We start from the raw sequence: 16,246 nt of genomic DNA on the forward strand, positions 1-16,246 counted from the left end.
CCGGCCGGCGGCTGCCGGCCGGCACCCAGTGAACTACGGGTGGGGGGTATCGGGCAACGCGGCACTGAACACCGTTGTCATGTGCTCTGACCTGCGGCGATGCACATCTCGCCGACCTGCGGCGATCACCCTGCGTGCGGCGGTGTCAGCCCTGCGGAAGGGCCTGCCGGGCCTCCGGGTGATGCAGGCACCAGCCCTCCCACGCGGAGGTGACCATGCTGCGCACGTCGTGCACCGGGCTCCAGCCGAGCTCCTTCGCGATCAGCTCGTTCGACGCCACGACACGCGCCGGATCACCCGGACGGCGCGGCTCCACGAGCGGCGCGGGCTCCCTGCGCCCGGTCACCTCGGCGATCAGGCCGGCCATCTCCCGCACCGAGACGCCCGCGCCCGTGCCCACGTTCAGCGTCAGGTCGCCCGGCTCCGTCCGCCCGGCCAGCCGGCGGGCCGCCGCGAGGTGCGCGGTCGCCAGGTCCTCGATGTGGATGTAGTCACGGACGCAGGTGCCGTCCGGCGTGGCGTAGTCGTCACCGAAGATCCGCGGCGCCTCGCCCCGCGTGAGCCGGTCGAACATCATCGGGATGATGTTGAAGATCCCGGTGTCCGCGAGCTCCGGCAGCGCCGCGCCCGCCACGTTGAAGTAGCGCAGGCAGGCCGTGGACAGGCCGTGCGCCTTCCCGGTGGCCCGCACCAGCCACTCGCCCGCCAGTTTCGTCTCGCCGTACGGGTTCATCGGCACGCACGGCGTGTCCTCCGTGACGAGGTCCACATCCGGCATGCCGTAGACGGCCGCGGAGGACGAGTACACGAAGCTGCGGACGCCCGCGGCGACCGCCGCCTCCAGCAGCACGGTCAGCCCGTGCAGGTTCTCCCGGTAGTAGAGGAGCGGCTTCTCCACCGACTCCCCGACCTGCTTCTTCGCCGCCAGGTGCACGATGCCCGTCACGCCCAGCTCCGCGAACGCACGGTCGAGCAGCTCGCGGTCCAGCACCGAGCCCCGCACCAGGACGCAGTCCGCGGGCAGCCGCGCGGCCGTGCCCGTGGAGAGGTCGTCCAGCACGGCGACCCGCTCACCGGCCTCCGTCATCGCCCGGGCGACGTGCGCCCCGATATACCCGGCACCGCCTGTGATCAGCCATGTCATGACCGGCACCCTAGCGCCTGGACGGCGGGTCACGACGTGCGCTCGGGTCCGCCGGACGCGTGTTCCGCCGGGCCCCGCCGCGGTGGTGTCCCGCCGGGAACCGGACGCCCCGTCCGAGCGTCCTTCCAGCGGCGGGCCCCTGCCGGAGACCGGGGCGCACGTGCGGTGAACGGCGCCTTCCGGTGATCCGATAGCCTCTGCCGACGTGCCCGCCCCCGCCGGGGCCCCCGGCACCGACGCCGCCCGCCGCGCCCCGCGGCCCCGGGGCGGCCATGCCCGCCGCAAGGAGTGAGTTCGTCTGTCGACCGCCATCCTCACCGGTCCGCCGCCCGCCGGCTCCTCCCTGGAGGAGGACCTGCGGTCCCTCGGCTTCGACGTCCGCGTGGCGGCGGACGTCGCCGGGGCGCTGGCCGCCGTCCCGGCCACGGAACGGGTCGCTGTGGTGGACCACCGCTTCGTGGGCCACGTGCACGCCCTGCGCCTCGCCCTGACCGACCCCCGCTTCCCGGCGGGCGCCGCCGAGGGCGCGCTCACCGTCCAGCCGGAAGCGCGCGCGCCCCTGACGCGCGCGCTGGCCGCCACGGACGGCGGCGCGAGCCTGCCCGGGCTCCTCGCCGCCCGGCTGGAAGCCGACGGCGTCCCCGTGCACCGACCCGACCTCGGCGTCCTCGTCGCGGCCGTGCCGGACGGCGACGAGGCCCGCGCCAAGACGGCCGCCGAGACCGCGGCCGTCGACGACGAGGCCGTGCGCCTGCGCTCGGCCGTGAAGTCCCGCGACGGGTTCTTCACCACCTTCTTCATCAGCCCGTACTCGCGCTACCTCGCCCGCTGGTGCGCCCGCCGCGGCCTCACCCCCAACCAGGTCACCACCGCGTCCCTGCTCACCGCGCTCATCGCGGCCGGCTGCGCGGCGACCGGCACCCGGGGCGGCTTCGTCGCCGCGGGCGTGCTGCTGCTGTTCTCCTTCGTCCTCGACTGCACCGACGGCCAGCTCGCCCGCTACTCGCTGCAGTACTCCACGCTCGGCGCCTGGCTCGACGCCACCTTCGACCGCGCCAAGGAGTACGCCTTCTACGCGGGCCTGGCCCTCGGGGCCTCCCGCGGCGGCGGCCACGGCAGCCCCGATGACGTATGGGCGCTCGCGCTCGGCGCGATGGTCCTCATGACCTGCCGGCACGTCGTCGACTTCGCCTTCACCGAGGCGAACCACGACGCCACGGCGAACACGAGCCCGACGGCCGCGCTCTCCGGCCGGCTCGACAGCGTCGGCTGGACCGTCTGGGCCCGCCGCATGATCGTGCTCCCCATCGGCGAGCGCTGGGCGCTGATCGCGGTCCTCACCGCGCTCACCACGCCCCGCACCGTCTTCTACGTGCTCCTGATCGGCTGCGCCTTCGCCGCCTGCTACACCACCGCGGGCCGCGTCCTGCGCTCCCTGACCCGCAAGGCCCGGCGGACGGACCGCGCCGCGCAGGCCCTGGCGGACCTCGCCGACTCCGGCCCGGTCGCCGAGGCCGCGGCCGGCAGCCTCGGCCGCACGGTGCCCGGCCGGGCCTACAGCGCCCCCTTCTGGGCCGTCCTGGCCGCCGCCTCGCTGCTCATCGGCCCGCTGGTCACCGGCAACGGCGGCACCTGGCGCGCCGTCCTGCAGGCGGTCGTCTACGCGGTCTTCGCCGGCGTCGCCGTCGCCCAGCCCCTGAAGGGCCCCCTCGACTGGCTGGTCCCGCCGGTCTTCCGGGGTGCGGAGTACGGCATCATCCTCGGGCTGGCCGCGCAGTCGGGCGCCCCGGGGGCCCTCCCGGCGGCTTTCGGCCTGGTGGCCGCGGTCGCCTACCATCACTACGACACGGTGTACCGCATCCGCGGTGGCACCGGCGCGCCCCCCCACTGGCTGGTGCGGGCGATCGGCGGACACGAGGGTCGCGTCCTGGCGGTCACCATCGCGGCCGCCCTGTGGCACGGCCGAGGCTTCACCATCGCGTTGACGGTCCTCGCGGCCGCCATCGCCCTCGTGGTGCTCAGCGAGAGCATCCGCTTCTGGGTGTCCTCCGGGGCACCCGCAGTACACGACGAAACAGGAGAACCCGCATGATCGGCCTCGTGCTGGCCGCCGGCGCCGGACGGCGTCTGCGTCCCTACACCGACACTCTGCCCAAGGCCCTGGTGCCGGTGGACGGTGATACCACCATCCTCGACCTCACCCTGGCCAACTTCGCCGAGATCGGTCTGACCGAGGTCGCGATCATCGTGGGCTACCGCAAGGAGGCCGTGTACGCCCGCAAGGAGGCCCTGGAGGCCAAGTACGGCCTGAGCCTCACCCTGATCGACAACGACAAGGCCGAGGAGTGGAACAACGCCTACTCCCTGTGGTGCGGCCGGGACGCCCTCAAGGACGGCGTGATCCTCGCCAACGGTGACACCGTGCACCCGGTCTCCGTCGAGAAGACCCTGCTCGCCGCCCGCGGCAACGGCCAGAAGATCATCCTCGCCCTCGACACGGTGAAGCAGCTCGCCGACGAGGAGATGAAGGTCGTCGTGGACCCCGAGAAGGGCGTCCAGCGCATCACCAAGCTGATGGACCCGGCCGAGGCCACCGGCGAGTACATCGGTGTCACCCTGATCGAGGGCGAGGCCGCCGCCGACCTGGCCGACGCCCTCAAGGTCACCTTCGAGCGCGACCCCGACCTCTACTACGAGGACGGCTACCAGGAGCTCGTCAACCGCGGCTTCAAGATCGACACGGCGCCCATCGGCGACGTCCGGTGGGTCGAGATCGACAACCACGACGACCTCGCCAAGGGCCGGGAGATCGCGTGCCAGTACTGACGAGGCTCATCCCCTCGCCGGTCGTCGTCGACATCCGTGCCGGAGCCCTGGACGATCTGGCGAGCGTCCTCGCCGACCAGCGGATCTCCAGCTCCGGCAAGCTGGCCGTCGCCATCAGCGGCGGCTCCGGGGCGGTGCTGCGCGAGCGGCTCGCCCCGGCGCTGCCCGGCGCCACCTGGTACGAGGTCGGCGGCGGCACGCTGGACGACGCCATCAAGCTCGGCGACGCCATGAAGAAGGGGCACTACGACGCGGTCGTGGGCCTCGGCGGCGGCAAGATCATCGACTGTGCGAAGTACGCGGCGGCCCGGGTCGGGCTGCCGCTCGTGGCCGTCGCGACCAACCTGTCGCACGACGGCCTCTGCTCGCCGGTCGCCACCCTGGACAACGACGCGGGCCGCGGCTCGTACGGCGTGCCGAACCCGATCGCCGTGGTCATCGACCTCGACGTGATCCGCGAGGCCCCCGTCCGCTTCGTCCGCTCCGGCATCGGCGACGCGATCTCCAACATCTCCTCCGTCGCGGACTGGGAGCTTTCCCACCGCGAGACGGGCGAGTCCATCGACGGACTGGCCGCCGCCATGGCCCGCCAGGCCGGCGAGGCCGTGCTGCGCCACCCCGGCGGGGTCGGCGACGACAGCTTCCTGCAGGTGCTGGCCGAGGGCCTGGTGCTCACGGGCATCTCGATGTCCGTCGCCGGCGACAGCCGCCCCGCCTCCGGCGCCTGCCACGAGATCAACCACGCCTTCGACCTGCTCTTCCCCAAGCGGTCGGCCAGCCACGGCGAGCAGTGCGGCCTCGGCGCGGCCTTCGCGATGCACCTGCGCGGCGCCCGCGAGGAGTCCGCGCTGATGGTCGAGGTGCTGCGCCGGCACGGCCTGCCCGTCCTGCCGCAGGAGATCGGCTTCAGCGCCGAGGAGTTCGTCACGGCCGTGGAGTACGCGCCGCAGACCCGCCCCGGGCGCTACACGATCCTGGAGCACCTCGCCCTCTCCACCGACCAGATCAGGGACGCTTACGCCGACTATGCCAAAACCGTCACTAGCTGAACTCCGCCCGGTCGTCCACCCCGGCGGGCTCAAGGACCGGCGCAGCGGCGAGCACTGGGCCGGGCGCCTGTACATGCGCGAGATCTCCCTGCGCTGCACACGGGTCCTGCTGAACACCCGGCTCACGCCGAACCAGTACACCGGCCTGATGATCCTGGCCGGCGTCGCCGCGGGCGCGGCCCTGGTGATCCCGGGCCTGGCCGGGGCGATTTTCGGTGCGCTCCTCATCCAGCTGTACCTGCTGCTGGACTGCGTGGACGGCGAGCTCGCGCGCTGGCGCAAGGTCACCTCCACGACCGGCGTCTACCTCGACCGGGTGGGCCACTACCTCTCTGAGGCCGCGCTGCTCGTGGGCTTCGGCGTCCGGGCGGCGGACGTCCTGCACCGGGACGGCGCGGCCACGCAGTGGCAGTGGGCGTTCCTGGGCACCCTGGCGGCGCTCGGCGCGATCCTGATCAAGGCGGAGACGGACCTGGTCGACGTGGCCCGCGCCCGCAGCGGCATGGCGGCCGCCGAGGACTCCGCGGCCACGCCGCGCTCCTCCGGCATGGCCCTGGCCCGCAGGGCCGCGGCCGCGCTGAAGTTCCACCGGCTGGTCGGCGGCGTCGAGGCGTCGCTGGTGATCCTGGTGGCCGGCATCGCGGACTTCGTCCACGGCGACCTGCTCTTCACCCGTGTCGCGGTGGTCCTGCTCGCCGCCGTCGCGGTGCTGCAGACTGTGCTGCACCTCGTGTCCATCCTCGCGTCGAGCAGGCTCCGATGAACGCTCCCTCCGCTGCTCCGGTCAAGGTCGGCGCGGTTGTCCTCACCATGGGCAACCGCCCCGCGGAGCTGCGCGCCCTGCTGGAGTCGGTCGCCAAGCAGGACGGCGACCCGGTCGAGGTCGTCGTCGTCGGCAACGGCTCCCCGCTGCCGCCGATCGCCGTCCCCGGCCTGTCCGTGCGCACCGTCGAGCTGTCGGAGAACGTCGGCATCCCGGCCGGCCGCAACGTGGGCATCGAGGCGTTCGGGCCCGCCGGGCGCGAGGTCGACATCCTGCTGTTCCTGGACGACGACGGCCTGCTGCCCCGGCAGGACACCGCGGAGCTGTGCCGGCAGGCGTTCGCCGCGGACCCGAAGCTCGGCATCATCAGCTTCCGGATCGCCGACCCCGACACCGGTGTCACCCAGCGCCGCCACGTGCCGCGGCTGCGCGCCTCCGACCCGATGCGCTCCTCGCGGGTGACCACCTTCCTCGGCGGCGCCAACGCGGCCCGCACCCGGGTCTTCGCCGAGGCCGGCCTGCTGCCGGACGAGTTCTTCTACGCGCACGAGGAGACCGACCTCGCCTGGCGGGCCCTCGACGCGGGCTGGATGATCGACTACCGCGCGGACATGGTGCTGCACCACCCGACGACGGCCCCCAGCCGGCACGCGGTCTACCACCGGATGGTGGCCCGCAACCGGGTCTGGCTCGCCCGGCGCAACCTGCCGGCCCCCCTGGTCCCGGTCTACCTCGGGGTGTGGCTGCTGCTGACCCTGGCCCGGCGGCCCTCCCTGCCCGCGCTGCGGGCCTGGTTCGGGGGCTTCAAGGAGGGCTGGACGACGCCCTGCGGTCCACGGCGCCCCATGAAGTGGCGTACCGTGTGGCGCCTGACCCGGCTGGGTCGGCCTCCCGTGATCTGACAAGCTCTTGTCTATGAGCACCGGGCGCGGGCCGGGGCGAGCCCCCGGCAGCGCACCTTGAGGACGAAAGTGTCAACTGTGAGCGAGACAACGCACGGCAGTGCGGTCGCCATGAGTGCCCCGCCGTCGCCCGACGGCGGACTGCCCGCCGCCGAGCTGGCCCGGAAGTACGGCCTCGCCGTGAGCGGGGCCCGTCCGGGCCTGCAGGAGTACGCCCGGCAGCTGTGGGCGCGGCGGCATTTCATCATCGCCTTCTCCCGCGCCAAGCTGACCGCTCAGTACAGCCAGGCCAAGCTGGGCCAGGTGTGGCAGGTGGCGACGCCGCTGCTGAATGCCACGGTGTACTTCCTGATCTTCGGCGTGCTGATGGGTCAGAGCAAGGGCATGGGGATCGCGACGTACATCCCGTTCCTGGTGACGGGCATCTTCGTCTTCACCTTCACCCAGAGCTCGGCCATGTCGGGCGTCCGGTCGATCTCCGGCAACCTGGGGCTGGTGCGGGCCCTGCACTTCCCCCGGGCGGCGCTGCCGATCTCCTTCGCGCTCCAGCAGCTCCAGCAACTGCTGTTCTCGATGCTGGTGCTCTTCCTCTTCCTGCTCGGGTTCGGGCACACCCCGCAGCTGTCCTGGCTGCTGATCGTCCCGACGCTCGCGCTGCAGTTCCTCTTCAACACCGGCCTGGCGATGATCCTCGCCCGCGCGGGCAGCAAGACCCCGGACCTGGCGCAGCTGCTGCCGTTCGTCCTGCGCACCTGGATGTACGCGTCCGGTGTGATGTACAACCTGGTCGAGGCGCTGGAGAAGCAGCACGCTCCGAAGTGGCTCATCGACGTGCTGAGCGCGAACCCGGCGGCCGTCTTCATCAATCTGATGCGATCCTCCCTGATCAGCGGTCACGCCGCGCACAAGCACATCGACCTGCCGCCGCACGTGTGGGCGCTGGCCGTGGGCTGGGCGCTGCTGATCGGCCTCGGCGGTTTCGTGTACTTCTGGAAGGCTGAGGAGCAGTACGGCCGTGGCTGAACAGAACCCGAACCCCGCAGCGGACGCCGCCCGCGTCCCCACCGTGATCGCGGACGACGTCCACATCGTCTACCGCGTCTACGGCGGCAACACCGGCCGCGGCAGCGCGACCGCCGCGCTCAACCGTCTCGTGCGGCGCAAGCCGAGCGCGGGCGTGCGCGAGGTGCACGCCGTCAAGGGTGTGAGCTTCACCGCCTACCGCGGCGAGGCGATCGGCCTGATCGGCTCCAACGGCTCCGGCAAGTCGACCCTGCTCAAGGCGATCGCCGGGCTGCTGCCCACCGAGCGCGGCAAGGTCTATACCGACGGCCAGCCCTCGCTGCTGGGCGTGAACGCGGCCATGATGAACGACCTCACCGGCGAGAAGAACGTCATGCTCGGCGGTCTGGCCATGGGGATGTCGCGCGAGCAGATCCGCGAGCGCTACCAGGACATCGTCGACTTCTCCGGGATCAACGAGAAGGGCGACTTCATCACGCTGCCCATGCGGACCTACTCGTCCGGCATGGCGGCCCGGCTGCGGTTCTCCATCGCCGCGGCCAAGGACCACGACGTGCTGATGATCGACGAGGCGCTGGCCACCGGCGACCGCTCGTTCCAGAAGCGCTCGGAGGCCCGCATCCGCGAGCTGCGCAAGCACGCCGGCACGGTCTTCCTCGTCAGCCACAACAACAGGTCGATCCGCGACACCTGCGACCGCGTGCTGTGGCTCGAGCACGGCCGGCTGCTGATGGACGGCCCGACCGAGGAAGTGGTCCGGGCGTACGAGAAGGAGACGGCCCGCTAGCGCCGCGCGGGCCGGCGCCGACCGGTTCGTCACGGGCCCCTGCCGGTGTCCTCCGGCGGGGGCCTTGACCGTTCCGTAACGATCAACTGGCTTATTGGCAGGGTTGATTCGCGGTGTGCGTGGCATTGTATGGATCAAGCACCTACCCGGTCGCGCATCGGACGGGTGTGCGGCGTACGCTGTACCGTGCTGATTTGCGGCGAAGCGTGCGATACCGGTGTATCCGCGACTCCGGAGACGGCGTCGGATGCGATGCGGCGGCTGGTGCCGAAGGGGGGGGCAGGGGGGCGCCGAAGGGGGTGGCTACCCTGCGGCGTGTCCGAAATAGGATGTTCTGGGTCGGCAGTGTAGAACGGGAGATGTGACGGCAATGGCTGTATTGGCTGCGGGGCCGCTCCGGATCCGAGGCGTGCACGCCGTCCCCGGTCCGGGCAGCCCGCTGTGACGGCGGGGACGGACGCGCACGAGCGCGCCGTGCTCGACAAGGCCGCGCACGAGAACTTCCCCGTGGCACCCTTCTTCGTGCCGCGCGCCTGGCGGGACGACCTGATGGCCGTCTACGGCTTCGCCCGCCTCGTCGACGACATCGGCGACGGCGACCTGGCCCCCGGCGGCCGGGACGCCGAGCTGCTGGGGCTCGACCCGGCGCAGGGCGACGACCGCCTCGCGATGCTCGACGCCTTCGAGGCCGACCTGCTCCGCGTCTTCAACGGCTCCGGCCCCGGCCCCCGCCACCCCCTGCTGCGCCGCCTGCGCCCCACCGTCCGCCGCTGCGGGCTGACCCCGGAGCCCTTCCTCGGGCTCGTCGAGGCCAACCGCCAGGACCAGCGCGTCCACCGCTACGCCACGTACGATGAGCTGCTCGCCTACTGCGAGCTCTCCGCCAACCCCGTCGGCCGCCTCGTCCTGGGCATCACCGGCACCACCACCCCCGAGCGGGTCCGCCGCTCGGACGCGGTCTGCACCGGGCTGCAGATCGTGGAACACCTGCAGGACCTCGCCGAGGACCTCGGGCGCGACCGCGTCTACCTCCCGGCCGAGGACATGAAGCGCTTCCACGTCACGGAGGCCGACCTCACGCGCCCGACCAGCAGCGCATCGTTGCGTGCCCTGGTCGCGTACGAAGGGGAACGCGCCGGGGAACTGCTGAATGAAGGCACCCCCCTGGTGGGTAGCGTCCACGGCAGGTTGAAGCTGTTGCTCGCGGGGTTCGTGGGCGGGGGGAGGGCCGCGCTCCGCGCGGTCGCCGCCGCGGGACACGACGTACTGCCCGGACCGCCCAAGCCCACCAAGCTCAGCCTGCTGCGCGAGGTGGGAGCGACACTGCGAAGAGAGGGGTGAGCAGGACCGTGAACGGATCGCCGGACGCGTCCGCACCGGTGCTCGCCGCGTACAGCTACTGCGAAGCGGTCACCGGACAGCAGGCCGGTAACTTCAGCTACGGCATCCGGCTCCTGCCGACCGCCAAGCGGCGCGCCATGTCCGCGCTGTACGCCTTCTCCCGGCGTGTCGACGACATCGGCGACGGGCCGCTGGACGCCGCCGCGAAGCACCGCCGGCTGGAGGAGACGCGCGAGCTGCTCACCCGGATCCGGGAGGGCCGGATCGCCGAGGACGACACCGACCCGGTGGCCGTCGCGCTCAGCCACGCCGCGCGCCGCTTCCCCATCCCGCTCGGCGGGCTGGACGAACTGATCGACGGCGTTCAGATGGACGTGCGCGGCGAGTCGTACGAGACGTGGGACGACCTCGCGGTGTACTGCCGGTGCGTCGCGGGCGCCATCGGCCGCCTCTCCCTCGGCGTGTTCGGCACCGTGCCCGGCGCCCGGGACGCCGCGCGCGCCGCGGAGTACGCCGATACCCTCGGCCTGGCCCTGCAGCTGACCAACATCCTGCGCGACGTCCGCGAGGACGCGGCCAACGGCCGCACCTACCTGCCCTCCGACGACCTCGCGAAGTTCGGCTGCTCCGCCGGCTTCCACTCCGCCCGGCCCCCGGCCGGCGCCGACTTCACCGGCCTCGTCCACTTCGAGGTCCGGCGCGCCCGCGCCCTGTTCGCCGAGGGCACCCGGCTGCTGCCCATGCTCGACCGCCGCAGCGGCGCCTGCGTCGCAGCCATGGCCGGCATCTACCGCAGGCTGCTCGACCGGATCGCCGAGGACCCCGAGGCGGTCCTGCGCGGCCGGGTCTCGCTGCCCGGCCGGGAGAAGGTCTACGTCGCCGTGCGCGGCCTGTCCGGCCTGGACGCCCGCAGCGTCCACCGGCGGACCGCCGGGGGGCGCGCTTGATGCCCCTGTCCCGGGCCGCCAAACGGCGCGCAACCCTCCGCCCTGCGAAAACGTCCATGACAGCAGCCGAAGGGGTGCGCACATGACAGCCACGACAACCGGGCCCGGCCGCGGCCCCGCCGACGGGGACGGCGCCGCGCCCTCCCGCGCGGTGGTCGTCGGCGGCGGTCTCGCGGGCATCACGGCCGCCCTGGAGCTCGCCGACGCCGGAGTGCGCGTCACCCTCCTGGAAGGCCGGCCCCGCCTCGGCGGCCTCGCCTTCTCCTTCCGCCGCGGCGACCTCACCATCGACAACGGCCAGCACGTCTACCTGCGCTGCTGCACCGCCTACAGCTCCTTCCTGGACCGGATCGGCGCCCTGCACCTCGCGCCCCTCCAGGACCGGCTCGACGTGCCCGTGCTCGACGTCGGCCACCCCTCCGGCAAGCCCCGGCTGGGCCGGCTGCGCCGCGCTGCCTCCTCTTTGTTCCCCGTACCCCTGCACCTAGCGGCCAGCCTCGCCACCTACCCGCACCTCTCGCTCGCCGAGCGCGCCTCGGTGGGCCGCGCCGCACTGGCCCTGCGCGGCCTCGACCCGCAGGACCCCGCGCTCGACGGCACCGACTTCGCCGGCTGGCTGCGCCGCAAGGGCCAGTCCGACCGCACGGTCGAGGCCCTGTGGGACCTGATCGGCGTGGCCACGCTCAACGCCCCCGCCGGCGAGTCCTCCCTCGGCCTCGCCACCATGGTCTTCAAGACCGCCCTGCTCACCGACCCCGGCGCCGCCGACATCGGCTGGGCGCACGTCCCCCTCGGCGAGCTGCACGACACCCGCGCCCGCGCCGCCCTCGACGCGGCCGGCGTCCGCACCCTGCTGCGCACCCGCGCCACCGGCCTCCGCCGCGCCCCGGACGGCACCTGGCAGCTCGACGCCGAGACCGGCCCCGGCACCGCCGAGCAGCTCACGGCGGACACCGTCGTGCTCGCCGTGCCGCAGCGCGAGACCCACGCCCTGCTCCCCGAAGGCGCCCTCGACGAGCCCGGCCGCCTGCTGGAGATCGGCACCGCCCCGATCCTCAACCTGCACGTCGTCTACGACCGCAAGGTCCTGCGGCAGCCGTTCTTCGCCGCGCTCGGCTCGCCCGTGCAGTGGGTCTTCGACCGCACCGAGTCCTCGGGCCTCGCCGCGCGGGGGGACGGGGGCCAGTACCTGGCCGTCTCCCAGTCGGCCGCCCAGGAGGACATCGAGCGGCCGGTCGCCGAGCTGCGCGCCCGCTACCTCCCCGAGCTGGAACGGCTGCTGCCCGCCGCCCGCGGCGCCGGCGTACGGGACTTCTTCGTGACCCGGGAGCGGACAGCGACGTTCGCCCCCACCCCGGGCGTCGGCCGGCTGCGGCCGACCGCCCGCACGAACACGCCCGGCCTGTACCTGGCCGGCGCGTGGACCGCCACCGGCTGGCCCGCGACCATGGAGGGCGCGGTGCGCAGCGGTGTCCACGCCGCCGGCGCGGCACTCTCCCGGCTCGGCCGACCGCACGCGAGCCCCTTGCGGGAGGCGGTATGACCGAGGCGAGCCATGAAACGTCGCGAGCCCGGACCGGGCCGCGCACGAGCACGACCACCAGAGGAGAGACCGTGACTTCGGCGATCCCAGCTGTCGACACCGCAGGCGTCAACGCCATGCTGGAGCGGGGACGGACGCTCGCCACGCCGGTGCTGCGTGCTGCCGTGGACCGGCTCGCGCCGCCCATGGACACCGTCGCCGCCTACCACTTCGGCTGGATCGACGCCGAGGGCCGGCCGGCGCACGGCGACAGCGGCAAGGCCGTCCGGCCCGCGCTCGCCCTGCTCTCGGCCGAGGCCGCCGGGCGCGCCCCCGAGGTGGGCATCCCCGGCGCCGTGGCCGTCGAGCTCGTGCACAACTTCTCGCTCCTCCACGACGACCTGATGGACGGCGACGAACAGCGCCGCCACCGGGACACCGTCTGGAAGGTGTTCGGGCCCGAGCAGGCCATCCTCGTCGGCGACGCCCTCTTCGCGCTCGCCAACGAGATCCTGCTGGAGCTCGGCACCGTCGAGGCCGGCCGCGCCACCCGCCGGCTGACCACGGCCACCCGCAAGCTGATCGACGGTCAGGCCCAGGACATCTCGTACGAGCACCGCGAGCGGGTCACCGTCGAGGAGTGCCTGGAGATGGAGGGCAACAAGACCGGCGCCCTGCTCGCCTGCGCCGTCTCCATCGGCGCCGTCCTCGGCGGCGCCGACGACCGCACGGCCGACACCCTGGAGGCCTACGGCTACCACCTCGGCCTCGCCTTCCAGGCGGTGGACGACCTGCTCGGCATCTGGGGCGACCCGGAGGCCACCGGCAAGCAGACCTGGAGCGACCTGCGCCAGCGCAAGAAGTCGCTGCCCGTGGTGGCCGCCCTCGCCGCCGGCGGGGAGGCCTCCGAGCGGCTCGCCGGGATCCTCGCGGCCGACGCGAAGCTCAGCGACTCCCAGCTCGCCGACTTCGACGAGGAAGAATTCGCCAGCCGCGCGGCGTTGATCGAAGAGGCGGGCGGCCGGGAGTGGACCTCCCAGGAGGCCCGCCGTCAGCACGCGACCGCGATCGAGGCCCTGGACCGAGTTGACATGCCCGCAGAAGTCCGAGCGCAACTGGTGGCGCTCGCCGACTTCGTCGTCGTACGAAAGAGATGATTCCCATTCACCCGATCTAGCAGATCGCGGTCGCCGGCCGGCGCCAGGTTGCGGCGCCGGCCGACGGAGCCCCCAGGAAGGCAGAGAAGGAAGCTCACTGCAAAAAAGGGGAAACCATGACAGCGACGACCGACGGAAGCACCGGGGCCCTCCCGCCCCGCGCTGCCGCGGCCACCGACAGCACCACGAGCACCACAGCACAGCCCCCGCTCGGGGAGGGCGAGGCGCCCGGCGGCCTCGCCGCCGCCGAGCGGGCCACGGCCCGCGCGGCCGGCCACCTCCTCTCCCGCCAGGACGAGCAGGGGTGGTGGAAGGGCGACCTGGAGACCAACGTCACCATGGACGCCGAGGACCTGCTCCTCCGTCAGTTCCTGGGCGTGCGGGACGAGAAGACCACCCTCGCCGCCGCCCGGTACATCCGCTCCGAGCAGCGCCCGGACGGCACCTGGGCCACCTTCCTGGGCGGGCCCGGCGAGCTCTCCACGACCATCGAGGCCTACGTCGCCCTGCGGCTCGCCGGTGACGACCCCGGTGCCCCGCACATGGCCGCCGCCTCGGCGTGGATCCGCGAGCAGGGCGGCATCGCCGCCGCCCGGGTCTTCACCCGCATCTGGCTCGCCCTCTTCGGCTGGTGGAAGTGGGAGGACCTCCCCGAGCTCCCCCCCGAGATCATGTTCCTGCCGAAGTGGTTCCCGCTCAACCTCTACGACTTCGGCCAGTGGGCCCGGCAGACCATCGTGCCGCTCACCGTGGTCTCCGCCAAGCGCCCCGTGCGCCCCGCGCCCTTCCCGCTCGACGAGCTGCACACCGACCCGGCCCGGCCGAACCCGCCGCGCCCGCTCGCCCCCGCCGCCAGCTGGGACGGCGTCTTCCAGCGCCTCGACAAGGCCCTGCACCACTACCGCCGGTTCCCACTGCGCCGCCTGCGGCGCCTCGCGCTCGACACGGCAGCCCGCTGGATCATCGAGCGGCAGGAGAACGACGGCTGCTGGGGCGGCATCCAGCCCCCCGCCGTCTACTCGATCATCGCCCTCCACCTCCTCGGCTACGACCTGGACCACCCCGTACTGCGCGAGGGCCTGAAGTCGCTGGACCGTTTCGCCGTGTGGCGCGAGGACGGCAGCCGCATGATCGAGGCGTGCCAGTCCCCGGTGTGGGACACCTGCCTGGCGACCATCGCCCTCGCGGACGCCGGCGTGGCGCCCGACCACCCGGCGCTCGTCAAGGCCGCCGACTGGATGCTGGGCGAGCAGATCGACCGCACCGGCGACTGGGCGGTGCGCCGGCCCGGGCTGACCCCGGGCGGCTGGGCCTTCGAGTTCCACAACGACACCTACCCCGACATCGACGACACGGCCGAGGTCGTGCTGGCCCTCAAGCGGGTCCGGCACCCCGACCCGGCGCGCGTCGAGACGGCCGTCCGCCGGGCCGCCCGCTGGAACCTGGGCATGCAGTCGAAGAACGGCGCCTGGGGCGCCTTCGACGCGGACAACACCAGCACGCTGCCCAACCGGCTGCCCTTCTGCGACTTCGGCGAGGTCGTCGACCCGCCGTCCGCCGACGTCACCGCGCACGTCGTGGAGATGCTCGCCTTCCTCGGCGAGCGGCACGACCCGCGCACCCGGCGCGGCGTCGAGTGGCTGCTGGGGGAGCAGGAGGAGAGCGGCGCCTGGTTCGGCCGCTGGGGCGTCAACTACGTCTACGGCACGGGCTCGGTGGTCCCCGCGCTCGTCGCGGCAGGCATCCCCGCCTCGCACCCGGCGATCCGCCGGGCCGTGCGCTGGCTGGAGGGCGTGCAGAACGACGACGGCGGCTGGGGCGAGGACCTGCGCTCCTACCGCCACCCCGAGTGGATCGGGCGCGGCACCTCCACCGCCTCCCAGACGGCGTGGGCGCTGATGGCCCTGCTCGCCGCCGGCGAGCGGGAGGGCAAGGCGGTGGAGCGGGGCGTGGCCTATCTGGTGGACACCCAGCGCGAGGACGGCTCCTGGGACGAACCGCAGTTCACCGGTACGGGGTTCCCCTGGGACTTCTCCATCAACTACCACCTCTACCGGCAGGTCTTCCCCCTCACGGCCCTGGGCCGCTACGTGCACGGGGAGCTCTTCACCCCCGACCGCCTGGAGGCGTGATGGCGCACGGCACGGGCTCCGGCCCCGCACCGCTGCTGGTCGCCTGCGCGCTCGGCATCGAGCGCCTGGCCCTGCGCGGGGGCGGCACCGGTGAGGCGGCCGGGCCCGTGACCGTCCTGCGGACCGGCATGGGACCGCTCGCCGCGGAGCAGGCCGTCGCCCGCGCCCTGCGCGAGGACCCCGCGATGCGCGAGGCGGCGGTCGTCGCCACCGGCTTCTGCGCCGGCCTGGCCCCCGGGATGCACCCCGGCGACCTGGTCGTCGCCGACGAGACCCGGGACCGCTCGGGCCGCACCGAGTGCTCGGGCGTCGAGCTGCTCGCCAAGGAGCTCGCCCGTGCCGTGCCCCGGCGCGTCATCCACACCGGCCCGCTCGTCGGCTCCGACCACGTCGTGCGCGGCGCGGAGCGGGCCGCCCTGCACGCCGCGGGCGCGCTCGCGGTGGACATGGAGTCGGCCGCCACGCTCCGGAGCGCCGTCCGTGCGGGCGCGCGCCCGGTTGCAGCCGTCCGGGTGGTCGTGGACGCTCCAGAACATGAACTCGTCCGAATCGGGACGTTGCGCGGTGGAATATCGGCTTTCCGGGTTCTGCGCACCGTCCTCCCGGCTTTTATCGAATGGCACCGTTCTTTACTGCTCCCCAGGAGGTGAGCC

The 16,246-nt window shown here is 73.2% G+C and carries 14 protein-coding genes; 13 read left to right on the forward strand and 1 reads right to left on the reverse strand.

What is annotated here, in order from left to right:
- Positions 1-145: 145 nt before the first annotated feature.
- The gene (gene galE, locus ACFZCD_RS19525; RefSeq protein ID WP_391832428.1) at positions 146-1,144 is read right to left on the reverse strand and encodes a UDP-glucose 4-epimerase GalE; all 999 of its coding nucleotides are present in this window, start codon (positions 1,142-1,144) and stop codon (positions 146-148) included.
- A gap of 298 nt (positions 1,145-1,442) precedes the next feature.
- On the opposite strand from galE, the gene ACFZCD_RS19530 reads away from it, so the two are divergent.
- The 13 genes from ACFZCD_RS19530 to ACFZCD_RS19590 all read left to right on the forward strand — a co-directional run bounded on the left by ACFZCD_RS19530 (position 1,443) and on the right by ACFZCD_RS19590 (position 16,243).
- Entirely contained in the window at positions 1,443-3,236 is a 1,794-nt protein-coding gene (locus ACFZCD_RS19530; protein ID WP_391833100.1) for a DUF5941 domain-containing protein, read from the forward strand.
- Positions 3,233-3,970, forward strand: a complete 738-nt coding sequence (locus ACFZCD_RS19535; RefSeq protein ID WP_391832430.1) for a sugar phosphate nucleotidyltransferase — start codon at positions 3,233-3,235, stop codon at positions 3,968-3,970. The genes ACFZCD_RS19530 and ACFZCD_RS19535 overlap by 4 nt, the downstream gene beginning before the upstream one ends.
- On the forward strand, positions 3,958-5,019 hold the full coding sequence (locus tag ACFZCD_RS19540) for an iron-containing alcohol dehydrogenase family protein (RefSeq protein ID WP_391832432.1): 1,062 nt from the start codon (positions 3,958-3,960) through the stop codon (positions 5,017-5,019). The genes ACFZCD_RS19535 and ACFZCD_RS19540 overlap by 13 nt, the downstream gene beginning before the upstream one ends.
- Positions 4,997-5,782, forward strand: coding sequence for a CDP-alcohol phosphatidyltransferase family protein (locus tag ACFZCD_RS19545; RefSeq protein WP_391832434.1), 786 nt, complete (start codon positions 4,997-4,999; stop codon positions 5,780-5,782). The genes ACFZCD_RS19540 and ACFZCD_RS19545 overlap by 23 nt, the downstream gene beginning before the upstream one ends.
- Entirely contained in the window at positions 5,779-6,684 is a 906-nt protein-coding gene (locus tag ACFZCD_RS19550) for a glycosyltransferase family 2 protein (protein WP_391832436.1), read from the forward strand. The genes ACFZCD_RS19545 and ACFZCD_RS19550 overlap by 4 nt, the downstream gene beginning before the upstream one ends.
- 78 nt (positions 6,685-6,762) lie before the next feature.
- Positions 6,763-7,707 carry an ABC transporter permease gene (locus ACFZCD_RS19555; protein ID WP_391832438.1) on the forward strand — a complete coding sequence of 315 codons (945 nt, stop codon included), beginning with the start codon at positions 6,763-6,765 and terminating at the stop codon, positions 7,705-7,707.
- Entirely contained in the window at positions 7,700-8,494 is a 795-nt protein-coding gene (locus ACFZCD_RS19560) for an ABC transporter ATP-binding protein (RefSeq protein ID WP_391832440.1), read from the forward strand. The genes ACFZCD_RS19555 and ACFZCD_RS19560 overlap by 8 nt, the downstream gene beginning before the upstream one ends.
- A gap of 474 nt (positions 8,495-8,968) precedes the next feature.
- The gene (gene hpnC, locus ACFZCD_RS19565) at positions 8,969-9,835 is read left to right on the forward strand and encodes a squalene synthase HpnC (protein ID WP_391833102.1); all 867 of its coding nucleotides are present in this window, start codon (positions 8,969-8,971) and stop codon (positions 9,833-9,835) included.
- Positions 9,832-10,782 carry a presqualene diphosphate synthase HpnD gene (gene hpnD, locus ACFZCD_RS19570; RefSeq protein WP_391832442.1) on the forward strand — a complete coding sequence of 317 codons (951 nt, stop codon included), beginning with the start codon at positions 9,832-9,834 and terminating at the stop codon, positions 10,780-10,782. The genes hpnC and hpnD overlap by 4 nt, the downstream gene beginning before the upstream one ends.
- An 82-nt stretch (positions 10,783-10,864) precedes the next feature.
- A complete protein-coding gene (gene hpnE, locus ACFZCD_RS19575; RefSeq protein WP_391832444.1) occupies positions 10,865-12,325 on the forward strand; it encodes a hydroxysqualene dehydroxylase HpnE in 1,461 nt (486 codons plus the stop codon).
- A 116-nt stretch (positions 12,326-12,441) separates the two neighbouring features.
- Positions 12,442-13,461 carry a polyprenyl synthetase family protein gene (locus ACFZCD_RS19580; RefSeq protein WP_391833104.1) on the forward strand — a complete coding sequence of 340 codons (1,020 nt, stop codon included), beginning with the start codon at positions 12,442-12,444 and terminating at the stop codon, positions 13,459-13,461.
- Between the two features lie 116 nt (positions 13,462-13,577).
- Complete coding sequence (gene shc, locus ACFZCD_RS19585) at positions 13,578-15,593, forward strand: squalene--hopene cyclase (RefSeq protein ID WP_391832446.1); 2,016 nt, start codon at positions 13,578-13,580, stop codon at positions 15,591-15,593.
- Positions 15,593-16,243, forward strand: a complete 651-nt coding sequence (locus ACFZCD_RS19590; protein ID WP_391832448.1) for a 1-hydroxy-2-methyl-2-butenyl 4-diphosphate reductase — start codon at positions 15,593-15,595, stop codon at positions 16,241-16,243. The genes shc and ACFZCD_RS19590 overlap by 1 nt, the downstream gene beginning before the upstream one ends.
- Positions 16,244-16,246 lie beyond the last annotated feature (3 nt).

It is taken from the genome of Streptomyces sp. NPDC008001, assembly GCF_042958085.1.
GTDB lineage: Bacteria > Actinomycetota > Actinomycetes > Streptomycetales > Streptomycetaceae > Streptomyces.

Excerpts from the sequence above, each read along its gene's own strand:
- ACFZCD_RS19545 (WP_391832434.1), top strand. The coding sequence starts at position 4,997 with ATGCCAAAACCGTCACTAGCTGAACTCCGCCCGGTCGTCCACCCCGGC.
- ACFZCD_RS19535 (WP_391832430.1), top strand. The coding sequence starts at position 3,233 with ATGATCGGCCTCGTGCTGGCCGCCGGCGCCGGACGGCGTCTGCGTCCC.
- ACFZCD_RS19550 (WP_391832436.1), top strand. The coding sequence starts at position 5,779 with ATGAACGCTCCCTCCGCTGCTCCGGTCAAGGTCGGCGCGGTTGTCCTC.
- ACFZCD_RS19580 (WP_391833104.1), top strand. The coding sequence starts at position 12,442 with ATGCTGGAGCGGGGACGGACGCTCGCCACGCCGGTGCTGCGTGCTGCC.
- ACFZCD_RS19590 (WP_391832448.1), top strand. The coding sequence starts at position 15,593 with ATGGCGCACGGCACGGGCTCCGGCCCCGCACCGCTGCTGGTCGCCTGC.
- galE (WP_391832428.1), bottom strand. The coding sequence starts at position 1,144 with ATGACATGGCTGATCACAGGCGGTGCCGGGTATATCGGGGCGCACGTC.
- shc (WP_391832446.1), top strand. The coding sequence starts at position 13,578 with ATGACAGCGACGACCGACGGAAGCACCGGGGCCCTCCCGCCCCGCGCT.
- hpnE (WP_391832444.1), top strand. The coding sequence starts at position 10,865 with ATGACAGCCACGACAACCGGGCCCGGCCGCGGCCCCGCCGACGGGGAC.